General features: G+C 70.1%; 9 protein-coding genes. 7 read left to right on the forward strand and 2 right to left on the reverse strand.

Annotated features, from left to right (window positions below; translation table 11 throughout):
• Nucleotides 1–146: 146 nt before the first annotated feature.
• Entirely contained in the window at nt 147–1,274 is a 1,128-nt protein-coding gene (locus OEY_RS0124530; RefSeq protein WP_010596389.1) for an alpha/beta hydrolase family protein, read from the forward strand.
• Between the two features lie 256 nt (nt 1,275–1,530).
• Here OEY_RS0124530 and OEY_RS0124535 read toward each other — a convergent pair whose 3' ends face one another.
• Nucleotides 1,531–2,076 carry a DUF2716 domain-containing protein gene (locus OEY_RS0124535; protein WP_010596390.1) on the reverse strand — a complete coding sequence of 182 codons (546 nt, stop codon included), beginning with the start codon at nt 2,074–2,076 and terminating at the stop codon, nt 1,531–1,533.
• A gap of 79 nt (nt 2,077–2,155) precedes the next feature.
• Complete coding sequence (locus OEY_RS0124540) at nt 2,156–2,512, reverse strand: hypothetical protein (RefSeq protein WP_010596391.1); 357 nt, start codon at nt 2,510–2,512, stop codon at nt 2,156–2,158.
• Nucleotides 2,513–2,736: 224 nt separating this feature from the next.
• Here OEY_RS0124540 and OEY_RS0124545 point away from each other — a divergent pair, with 224 nt between their 5' ends.
• The 6 genes from OEY_RS0124545 to OEY_RS29090 form a co-directional block, all read left to right on the forward strand.
• Nucleotides 2,737–3,627, forward strand: a complete 891-nt coding sequence (locus OEY_RS0124545; RefSeq protein WP_010596392.1) for an SRPBCC family protein — start codon at nt 2,737–2,739, stop codon at nt 3,625–3,627.
• Between the two features lie 78 nt (nt 3,628–3,705).
• A complete protein-coding gene (locus OEY_RS29085; protein ID WP_010596393.1) occupies nt 3,706–4,788 on the forward strand; it encodes an alpha/beta hydrolase family protein in 1,083 nt (360 codons plus the stop codon).
• A gap of 79 nt (nt 4,789–4,867) precedes the next feature.
• Nucleotides 4,868–6,004 (forward strand): lipase family protein, encoded by a 1,137-nt coding sequence (locus tag OEY_RS0124555; protein WP_010596394.1) that lies wholly within the window; start codon nt 4,868–4,870, stop codon nt 6,002–6,004.
• A gap of 80 nt (nt 6,005–6,084) precedes the next feature.
• A complete protein-coding gene (gene ettA / locus OEY_RS0124560; protein WP_010596395.1) occupies nt 6,085–7,758 on the forward strand; it encodes an energy-dependent translational throttle protein EttA in 1,674 nt (557 codons plus the stop codon).
• Nucleotides 7,751–8,161, forward strand: coding sequence for an acyl-CoA thioesterase (locus OEY_RS0124565; protein ID WP_010596396.1), 411 nt, complete (start codon nt 7,751–7,753; stop codon nt 8,159–8,161). Before ettA ends, OEY_RS0124565 begins: the two co-directional genes overlap by 8 nt.
• 108 nt (nt 8,162–8,269) lie before the next feature.
• Nucleotides 8,270–11,052 (forward strand): NAD-glutamate dehydrogenase domain-containing protein (locus tag OEY_RS29090; protein ID WP_010596397.1); only part of this gene is annotated, 2,783 nt, incomplete at its 3' end.

Genomic DNA, 11,052 nt, shown 5'->3' on the forward strand with positions numbered 1-11,052 from the left:
GGGGTCGTCGAGCTCGCCGGGAAAGTCGTCATGCCTCGGAAGATGCCCGGCGTCACCGTGCCCGAAACGTCCTGTCCGGCTGGGCGCCGCTGCTAGGTTTGAGCGCCTGTAGGTTCGAGCGCCTGCACCGACGACGGGAGGACACGATGAGGGGAATCGGGTGGCGGCTGCGGGCGCTCGCGTGCATCGGGGCCGTGGCGGCCGGGCTGGTCGTGCCCGCGACGGCCGGCGCGCAACCCGGGCCCGGCACGGTGGTCGCGGTCGAGTCACTGCCCGGTGAGCTGTCGGTGCCGGGAGCGGCCACGGCCGAGCGACTGGCCTTCCGCACCCAGTGGCGATCGGGTGCGTCGACGACCGCCTCGGGTGTCCTGTACCTGCCTCCGGGTCAGGCGCCCGAGGGTGGCTGGCCGGTCGTGTCGTGGGCCCACGGCACCGTCGGCGTCGGCGACGACTGCGCCCCGTCGCGCAACCCGCGCACCGACCGCGACCGGGCATATCTCGGACACTGGCTGTCCCGGGGCTACGCCGTGGTCGCCTCCGACTATCCCGGCCTGGGCAGCGACGGGCTCCACACCTACCTCGACGGGCCGAGTGCCGCGAACAGCGTCGTCGACGTCGTCCGGGCCGCCCGCGCCGCCGAGCCGTCGCTGTCGAACCGGTGGATCGTGATCGGCCAGTCGCAGGGCGGCCACGCGGCCCTGCACACCGCGCTCCTGGCGACGTCGCGGGCCCCCGAACTCGACTTCCGCGGCATGATCGCCACCGGCGCGCCGTCGAACCTCGAGACGCTGTTCCCGTTCGGCGGTCCCGGCTTTCCGGATCTGGGCCTCGACGGCACCACCGTGTTCCTGTCCTACGTCCTGGCCGGTCTGCGAGTCGCACGGCCCGACGTGGACGTGAACAGCTACCTCACCCCGGTCGGACGGGACGTGGTCGACGACGCGGAGCGGCTCTGCTACGCCGAACTCAGCGACCGCGTCGACGGCATCGGAGTGGGGGAAATCCTCGCCCGCCCGCTCGGCGACGACCGCATGCGCGCGGCCCTCGCCGACTACATGGGAGTGCCCACCCGTGGCTACGACCGGCCGCTGTTCCTCGGCCAGGGATTGCGCGATCAGGTCGTGCCGGCGCCGCTGTCGTTCAAGCTCGTCGCCGACCTGTGGTCCGGGGGTACAAACGTCGACTACCGCACCTACCCCAACGGGCATTCCGAGACCATGTTCGACGCACTGCCGGCCACCACGCCGTTCGCGGCGACCCTGTTCGGCGGGTAGAGCCGCTGTTCGTGCGGGGCCCGGTGATTGTCGAGGCTGCTGCGGGTCGACGCGTCAGCTGACGCGGGCGCAGGGCCGCAAGATGTTCGACCTGCACGAGGCCGGCGCGAAGACTGTGGTCGCCGGCGGATCGGCCCAGTCAGCCGAATCCGGCGACGATGAGGGTGTCGCCTTCTCGACAGGTGGCGAGGGCTTCGCACAGTCCGGGCCGATGTCGTGGCCCCGTCCCGCGGTGCGCGAGTGGTGTGCTGTTGTGTTACAGGGCGTCGGGTCGACGGCCGTCGATCCGTATGACAGGCAGCCACGTCGCGAGGGTCCGGCCCAATGAACCGACAGGACGTTCGCCGAACACGCACAGGGTCTGCTCCCACGGGTGTCCGAACGTGCCCTCGCTGAGGTCGTCGCGCAGAAAGAGGTGGTAGTCGCCGTTGGGGTAGACCGGAACCCGCCACTCGGTGTCCGGGGTGGCGGCATGCACGGCCGTATCGAGCCGATAGCAGGTGTGCTGCCAGTCCAGCACCACGAACATCGGGTCCTCGGGGAAATCGGAGACGAAACAACGTAACGCTTCGGCGTTGATCGCATCGAAGCGGCTCTGCCACGCGCCTGCGATGTCGGCAGGCGCGGTGAGATCGAACGTGATCGACGGTGTCGGTTCTGCCATCGCCGGCCAATCCGACTCGGTAAGACCAGGCCGGAACCTGAACCGGTCGGTGAACTGATCCCAGTACCGGTTCTGGTCGTCGAGTGTGGTCCAGCCCGGGGGCAACGGGCTACCGAAGTCGAGTGTGTGTCTCATCATGGCGCGTCTCCTCGTAACCGGTACCGCCGCGCCCACAGCGATACCTCTGTTGCTGTGCGGGACCATCACAAGGGCGGGGTCACACGTGGCGTCGCCGCCAGGTCCACACGCACAAGGCAATTCCCACGAGTGATATCGCAGGTAGTACCCATCTCCACCGACGCAATGTCATGAACCGCTGGTACTGCTCGTTCGACAGGAACTGCAAACCCGGCTGATTCACGGTGGGCGGATCCCACCAGTAACTGCCCGAGCCGGTCAGCACCTGAGGCCATGCGAAGACACTCACCGCAGCCGCGATGACGATGCAGGTCGCCGGGAATGCCACCCAGAACCACGGAAACCCGGAAGCGCGTTCCACCCGGTCTCGCTGTCGCACCACCACGCCCGCCACCAGCCCCATCAGCGCCAGAACTCCGAACACCAACCATGCCATGCGCTCGGACGATACGGCCCTTCCGCTGGAAGGTCGGGAAACCAACGTACGGAGTGCTGTTCGAAGATCGTCGAACAGCACAGCAGCCTGGGCCCACGGAGCGGTGACATCGAGACCACAACCGGCCGATCCCGAGCTCCGGGTGGCCGGCGGAGCGTAGCGTGCGAAACGTGTGATCCGGCGGCCGTAATTCGGGGACAGTCAGGACGGAAGGGATCGGACCGATGGCGAAGATGAGCCGCACCACCACGATCGAGGCGCCCGTGGCGGAGGTGTTCGAGTTCGCGAAGGACGTCGGGAAGTTGTGGGTCTGCTTTCCCGACTGCGCAGTGAGGGACGTCGACCTCACCCCGGACGGGGTCGGGACGAGTGCCGAGTGGTTCGAGAAGCTGCTGGGCCTGCACCTGAAAGGACGCGTGGAGTACACCGAGGTCGTCCCCGGCGAGCGCATCGTGGCCCGATCCAGCATGGGACCGGTCTGGACCTTCACGTTCGCGCCGCAGGACGGCGCGACGAGCCTGACCTTGGACTGCGAATGGACACTCGACGTTCCGGTCGTCGGGGTGCCCGTCGAGGAGTTGATGTTCAAGTTGAGCGGGGGTGACATCGAACGGATGCTCGCGACCGTGAAGGCACGGGTCGAGGGTGCCCGGACTCCGGCCGCGCCGCCGAGCGCGCGTGCGGCGCAGAGCATCACGATCGATGCCCCCGTCGAGAAGGTGTTCGGGTTCGCGCGCGACATCGGGAAGCTGTGGTCCGCTCACCCGAACATGGCGGTCCGGGAGGTCCACTCGACCCCGGACGGTGTCGGGTCGAGCGCCCAGTGGTTCGGAGGACTCCGGGGCCTGCATTTCGAGGATCACGTCGAGTTCGTCGAGGTCGTCCCCGACGAACGCATCGTCGTCCGGTCGACGCCCCGGGCGGGCATCGAGTTTCTGTGGACGCTCACGCTTGCGCCCGCCGACGGCGGCACCGAGGTGACGCTGGCAGGAACCTCGCATGTCGCCGTCCTCGTCGCCGACGTCCCCCTCGGCGATCATCTCCCGAAATGGACCGAGAGCAGCATGCAGCAGATGCCGGCCCACCTGAAGACCCGGATCGAGCGTGTGGGCTGACCCGAGCCGGTCGCGCCGGGTGCCGGATCGCACCGTCGCAGCGGCCGGCACGCCGTCCCCGACCGCGCGTCGTCGGCCGTGTTGTTCCCGTCCGGGCTGTGCCCGGCCGTCGCGGTCGCCGAACCGGTGCCCGGGGCGGTGATGTCCGTGGAGCCGCTGCCACCCGAGCTGTCCGTGCCGGGCGCTGCGGTCGCGGAGCGGCTCACCTACCGCACCCAGTGGCGCTCCGGTGCCGCCGCCGTCGACACCGGGGTGCTGTTCCTGCCGCCGGGCCCGACACCCGAGGGTGGCCGTCCGGTGGTGTCGTGGGCCCACGGCACCGTCGGTCTCGGCGACGACTGTGCCCCGTCGCGCAACCCACGCGTCGACCGGGAACAGCGGTATCTCGCGCACTGGCTGTCGCAGGGCTACGCCGTGGTGGCCGCCGACTACCCCGGACTCGGCACCGACGGCCTGCACACATATCTCGACGGGCCCACGGCCGCGAACAGCGTGATCGACATCGTGCGGGCGGCGCGCGCAGTGGAGCCGTCCCTGTCGCCCCGCTGGGTCGTCGTCGGTCAGTCGCAGGGCGGGCACGCGGCGCTGCACACCGCGCACCGGGCCACGGCGCGCGCGCCGGAGCTCGACTTCCGCGGCGCGGTCGCCACCGGTGCGCCGTCCAACCTCGAGCTGCTGTTCCCGTTCGGTGTGCCCGGCTTCCCCGACCTCGACCTCGACGGGCTCGTCTCGTTCAGCGCGTACATCATGGCCGGTCTGCGGACGGCCCGTCCCGACGTCGATGTGAACAGCTACCTCACGCCCGTCGGACGCGAACTCGTCGATGCCGCCGAGCGCCTCTGCTACAGCGAGCTCGAGGACCGCGCCGCCGGTGTGGCCGTCGGGCAGCTGTTGTCCCGGCCGCTCGGTGACGACCGGATGCGCGCCACGCTCGCGGACTACCTCGGCGTCCCGGCCCGCGGTTACGACCGGCCCCTGTTCCTGGGCCAGGGCCTGGAGGACCGGATGGTGCCGGCCCCGTTGTCGTTCAAGCTCGTCGCCGACCTGTGGGCCGGCGGCGCCGACGTCGACTACCGCACCTATCCGGCCGACCACTTCGCCACCCTCTTCGAGGCCCTCCCCGACACCACGAGGTTCGTCACCGCCCGATTCGTCCGGTAACGCCGGACGGTCGGGGACCGACGTGCGAGGTGGTGCCTGCCGACGACCGGCACGCGCGTCGGACGAGCGGAGGACTTTCATGGGCCGGACCAGGCGGTGGCGATGGGCGCTGTGTGCGGTCGGTGCGGTGCTGGCGGGCGGGCTCACTCCGCCCGTCGCCGGGGCCGAACCCGCAGCCGCCGACCCCGGCGCGATCGTCTCGGTCGAACCGTTGCCACCCGAACTGTCGGTGTCCGGCGCCGCGGTCGCCCAGCGGCTCACGTACCGCACCGAGTGGCGCTCCGGTGCGCCGGCCGTCGGCACCGGAGTGCTGTTCGTGCCTCCGGGCCCGGCCCCGGAGGGCGGCCGGCCGGTGATCTCCTACGCCCACGGCACCGTCGGCATCGGCGACGACTGCGCACCGTCGCGGAATCCGCGCGCCGACGTCGAGCGCGCGTACCTCGAACACTGGCTAGCCCAGGGGTACGCCGTCGTGGCGGCCGACTACCCGGGACTGGGCACCGACGGCGTCCACACCTACCTCGACGGCCAGAGCGCCGCCAACAGCGTCGTCGACATCGTGCGCGCGGGCCGTGCCGCCGAGCCGTCGCTGTCGCCGCGGTGGGTCGTCGTCGGCCAGTCGCAGGGCGGGCACGCCGCGCTGCACACCGCACACCGGGCCTCGTTGCGGGCGCCGGAACTCGACTTCCGCGGCACGGTCACCACCGGGGCGCCGTCCAACCTCGAGCGGCTGTTCCCCTTCGGCGGGCCCGGATTCCCCGATCCGGGTTTCGAAGGTCTGGTCGCGTTCAGCTCCTACATCTTCGCCGGACTCCGCGCCGCCCATCCCGACCTGGACGTGAACAGCTACCTGACCCCCACCGGGCGGGAGTTCGTCGATGCGGCCGAACGACTCTGCTACAACGAGCTCGACGCGCTCGCCAGCGACGTCCGGGTCGGCGACCTCGCGGCGCGGCCCCTGTCCGAAGGCCCCTTTCCCGCCGTGTTCACCGACTACCTCGGCGTCCCGACCAGCGGGTACGACCGCCCCATGTTCCTCGCCCAGGGCATCCACGACACGATGGTCCCCGCGCCGTTGTCGGCCGGGCTCGCAGCCGACCTGCTGGCGGCGGGTGCCGACATCGACTATCGGGTGTACGTCGCCGGCCACAACACGACCATGACCCGTTCCCTGCCCGACACCACCCCGTTCGTGGCGCGGCTGTTCGCCTCGTAGCCGGGCCGCTTCCGGGTCTTACCGACCGGGCCGGTCGTCCGGGATGTGGTGTCCGCGGGTCGGCCCGATACGCTGGACCTATGGCGGAGTTCATTTACACGATGAAGAAGGTGCGCAAGGCGCACGGTGACAAGGTCATTCTCGACGACGTCACCATGAGCTTCTACCCGGGTGCCAAGATCGGTGTGGTCGGACCGAACGGCGCGGGCAAGTCGTCCATCCTCAAGATCATGGCCGGGCTGGACCAGCCCAGCAACGGGGAGGCCTTCCTCGATCCCGAAGCCTCCGTCGGCATCCTCCTGCAGGAACCGCCGCTCAACGAGGACAAGACCGTCCGCGGCAACGTGGAGGAGGGTCTCGGCGAGATCAAGGTCAAGCTCGACCGGTTCAACGAGATCGCCGAGCTGATGGCGACCGACTACTCCGACGAGCTCATGGAGGAGATGGGCAAGCTCCAGGAGGAACTCGACCACGCCAACGCCTGGGACATCGACTCGCAGCTCGAGCAGGCGATGGACGCCCTGCGCTGCCCGCCGCCGGACGAGCCGGTCACCCACCTGTCGGGCGGTGAGCGCCGCCGCGTCGCCCTGTGCAAGCTGCTGCTGAGCAAGCCCGACCTGCTGCTGCTCGACGAGCCCACCAACCACCTCGACGCCGAGTCGGTGCTGTGGCTCGAGCAGTTCCTCGCGAGCTACCCCGGTGCCGTCCTCGCCGTCACCCACGACCGGTACTTCCTCGACCACGTCGCGCAGTGGATCTGTGAGGTCGACCGCGGCAAGCTGCACCCGTACGAGGGCAACTACTCCACCTACCTGGAGAAGAAGGCCGAGCGCCTCGAGGTGCAGGGCAAGAAGGACCAGAAGCTGCAGAAGCGCCTGCGCGAGGAGCTCGAGTGGGTCCGGTCCGGGGCCAAGGCCCGCCAGACCAAGAACAAGGCCCGTCTCGCCCGCTACGAGGAGATGGCCGCCGAGGCCGAGAAGTTCCGCAAGCTGGACTTCGAGGAGATCCAGATCCCGACGCCGCCGCGCCTGGGCGACGTCGTGGTCGAGGTCGACCACCTCGACAAGGGGTTCGAAGGCCGCGTGCTGATCAAGGACCTGTCCTTCACGCTGCCGCGCAACGGCATCGTCGGCGTGATCGGCCCCAACGGCGTCGGCAAGACCACCCTGTTCAAGACCATCGTCGGCCTCGAGAAGCCGGACTCCGGCACCGTGAGGGTCGGCGACACCGTCAAGCTGAGCTACGTCGACCAGTCCCGCGCGAACATCGACCCGAACAAGACGGTCTGGGAGGTCGTGTCCGACGGGCTCGACTACATCGAGGTCGGCCAGAACGAGATGCCCTCACGGGCGTACATCAGCGCCTTCGGCTTCAAGGGACCGGATCAGCAGAAGAAGGCCGAGGTGCTCTCCGGTGGCGAGCGCAACCGCCTCAACCTGGCGCTGACCCTCAAGGAGGGCGGCAATCTGATCCTGCTCGACGAGCCGACCAACGACCTCGACGTCGAAACCCTCAGCTCGCTCGAGAACGCGCTGCAGAAGTTCCCCGGCTGTGCCGTCGTGATCTCCCACGACCGCTGGTTCCTCGACCGCACCTGCACCCACATCCTCGCGTGGGAGGGCAACGTCGAGGAGGGCAAGTGGTTCTGGTTCGAGGGCAACTTCGAGTCGTACGAGGCCAACAAGGTCGAGCGGCTCGGAGCGGAGGCGGCGCGTCCGCACCGCGTCACCCACCGGAAGCTCACCCGTGACTGAGCGGAAGACCTTCACCTGCACGCTGGAGGTGCGCTGGGCCGACTCCGACCGCCTCGGGCACGTCAACAACACGAAGTTCGTGGAGTACATGCAGGAAGCCCGGATCAAGTTCCTGCAGAGCGGCCCGTTCGCGCGCGGCGCCGTGGTGGTGCGGAAGATGGACGTGGAGTTCCTGCGTCCGCTCAAGGACGACTCCGGTCCGATCACCGTCGCCATCTCGGTACTGCATGTGGGCAACAGCTCGTACACCCTGCGGCACGTGATCACCGATGTGCAGGGCCACCCGTGCGGCTCCGGGGACGCGGTGCTCGTCGGGTTCGACCCGCGCACGGAGACCGCCCGGCCGCTGTCCGCCGAGGAGCGGGCGGTTCTCGAGGAGTACGTCGCCGCCCCGGTCGCCTGACCGCCCGGCGCGGGATTCCCCCCTCACACCCGGCGCCGCGGATAGGCTCGCACCAGAGCCTGTCCGCGGCGCTGCCGGTTTCCGGCCGCGAATGAGGGAGTGAGCACCATGGCCGAGTCCGCCCCACCCCACGGGGTTTCGCCGAACCGGCAGCTCGCGGCATCCGCTCTCGAGGACAGCTACCGGCGCTACGCGGACACCGTCGACGCCCCCGAGCGCGCCCTGGCCGCTCACCTGGACCTCGGCCGGCAGCGGCACGAGGCCGAGGTCCTGACCCGTGTCTACCGGCCCGGCGACCGATGGGACATCGGTGCCGCCCTGCAGATCGTCACCGACGACATGCCCCTGCTCGTCGAATCCGTCATCGCGCTGCTGACCCGGCTCGGCGTCGCCATCCGCGAACTTGTCCATCCCGTCGTGTCCGTCCGGCGCGACGAGGACGGCGGCCTGCGCGAGATGGTGGCCGACACGACGCCCCCGTCCGGCTTCGTCACCGAGTCGTGGATACACGTCCAGTTGCATCCGGCCACCGCCGAGGCCGCCCTCGACGCGGTCGGCACCGAGATCGGGGGCGTGCTCGCCGACGTCCGGCAGGTCGGCGCGGACACCGCCGAAATGCTCGTCCGGGAACGCGATCTCGCCACCGAACTCGACGCGCTCGCCGAGAACCCGCCGCCGCGGCGCGCCGCGGAGGATCTGCGGGAGACGGCGGCGCTGCTGCGCTGGTTCGCGCGGGGCAACTACACCGTCCTCGGCTATCGGCGCTACGACGTCGTCGCCGACGCCTCGGGAACGCGCCATGCCCGCGCCGTGCCGGGCAGCGGACTCGGGGTGCTGCGCTCCGACCTGGCCGCCGACGACGTGATCGACATGTCGGCAACGGTCGAGGCCGCCGACCGCCCGCTGCTGGTGCTCACCCAGGCGTCCCTGCCTGCCACGGTGCACCGCTCGGTGTACCCGTACTTCGTGGGAGTCGCCGTTCTCGACTCCGACGGCCGGGTCGTCGGCGAGCACCGGTTCCTCGGTGTGCTCGCCGTGACCGCGCTGCACGAGAACGTGCTCGACATTCCGGTGCTGGCCCGGCGGGTACGAGAGGTGGTGGCCCGCGCCGGCGTGGAACTGTCGTCGTTCACCGGACAGGCCATGCTCGAGGTGCTGCAGGCGCTGCCCCGGGTGGAACTGTTCTCCGCCGACACCGAGACCCTCCACGAGACCGTCACCGCGGTCGTCGCGATGCGCCGGCAACTGCGGCTGTTCGTGCGGGTCGATCCCTACGGCCGCTTCGTCTCGTGCCTGATCTACCTGCCCCGTGACCGCTACAACACCCGCGTGCGGGTCGCGATGCAGCAGATCCTGCTGCGCGAGTACGGCGGAGGTGCCATCCACTACACCGCCCGGGTCACCGAGGGCGATCTGGCGTTGCTGCACGTGACCATCCGGACGCCGCCGGGCCAGGCCCTGCCGCGGATCGACACCTCCGAGGACAATCGGCTGCGCATCCAGGCCCTGCTCGCCGAGGCCAGCCGCAGCTGGGACGATCACCTCGCCGACCTGGCCGCCACCGACCACACCGTCGATCCCGTGCTCGTGCAGCGGTACGCGGAGGTGCTGCCCGACGGCTACAAGGAGGACTTCGACGCAGACCGGGCGCTGGCCGACATCGCCCGTCTCGAGGCGCTGCGGGACGGCAGCATCGACCTGCTGCTGTACCGGCGGCCCGGCGCCGACCCACGGCGTTGGCGTTTCACGCTCTACATCGGCAGTGAGGGCATCACCCTCAGCCAGGTGCTGCCGGTGCTGCAGAGCCTCGGCGTCGAGGTACTCGACGAGCGGCCGTACCAGATCATCCGCGCCGACCGGATGAGCTGCTGGATCTACGATTTCGGACTGGTCCTGCCCGTCGACCTCGAACCCGACCCGAAGGTGACCACCCGCTTCACCGCGGCGTTCGCCGCCGTGTGGCACGGACTGTCGGAACCGGACCGGTTCAACGAACTGGTCCTGCGGGCCGGAATGGGCTGGCGGCAGGCCATGATGCTGCGCGCCTACGCCAAGTACCTGCGGCAGGCCGGCTTCCCCTACAGCCAGTACCACATCGAAGGAGTCCTGCTCGCCGACCCGGCCACCACCGCGCTGCTCGCGGAGCTGTTCGAGGCGATGTTCGACCCGGCCGAGGCGTCCGCCGACCGCGAGCAGGACACCACCGCCGAACTGGCCGGCCGGATCGACGCCGTCGTCGGTCTCGACGCCGACCGGATCCTGCGCGGCCTCTTCGGCCTGATCCGGGCGACGTTGCGTACCAACTACTTCGTGTCGGGCGACGACGGGGCCGTCCCGCCCGCACGCGCCGACGCCGCACCCGCCCGGGCCCTGTCGTTCAAACTCGACCCGACCCGCATCGACGAGTTGCCCCAGCCGCGACCGAAGTTCGAGGTGTTCGTCTACGCCCCCGACGTCGAGGGTGTGCACATGCGTTTCGGGGCGGTCGCCCGCGGTGGCCTGCGCTGGTCGGACCGGCGGGAGGACTTCCGCACCGAGATCCTCGGTCTCGCGAAAGCGCAGGCCGTGAAGAACGCCGTCATCGTCCCCGTCGGCGCCAAGGGAGGCTTCGTGGTCAAGCGTCCGGTCTCGCCGACCGGCGATGCGGCCGCCGACCGGCAGGCCGTGCGCGCGCAGGGCGAGGCCTGCTACCGGCGGTTCATCGCCGGTCTGCTCGACGTCACCGACAACCTCGACCGCGCCCGGGGCGTGGCCGTGCCGCCGCCGCGGGTCGTCCGCCGCGACGGCGACGACACCTACCTCGTGGTCGCCGCCGACAAGGGCACCGCCACCTTCTCCGACCTCGCCAATGAGGTCGCCCGCGAGTACGGGTTCTGGCTCCGCGGCGCCTT

Origin of the sequence: Rhodococcus sp. P14, assembly GCF_000256505.1 — a bacterium.
In the GTDB taxonomy this organism is placed as follows: Bacteria; Actinomycetota; Actinomycetes; order Mycobacteriales; family Mycobacteriaceae; genus Rhodococcus; species Rhodococcus ruber.

Bases quoted from the DNA above. Each gene is read 5' to 3' on its own strand.
- OEY_RS0124530 (WP_010596389.1), top strand. From the start codon at position 147: ATGAGGGGAATCGGGTGGCGGCTGCGGGCGCTCGCGTGCATCGGGGCC.
- OEY_RS0124535 (WP_010596390.1), bottom strand. From the start codon at position 2,076: ATGATGAGACACACACTCGACTTCGGTAGCCCGTTGCCCCCGGGCTGG.
- OEY_RS0124540 (WP_010596391.1), bottom strand. From the start codon at position 2,512: ATGGCATGGTTGGTGTTCGGAGTTCTGGCGCTGATGGGGCTGGTGGCG.
- OEY_RS0124545 (WP_010596392.1), top strand. From the start codon at position 2,737: ATGGCGAAGATGAGCCGCACCACCACGATCGAGGCGCCCGTGGCGGAG.
- OEY_RS0124555 (WP_010596394.1), top strand. From the start codon at position 4,868: ATGGGCCGGACCAGGCGGTGGCGATGGGCGCTGTGTGCGGTCGGTGCG.
- ettA (WP_010596395.1), top strand. From the start codon at position 6,085: ATGGCGGAGTTCATTTACACGATGAAGAAGGTGCGCAAGGCGCACGGT.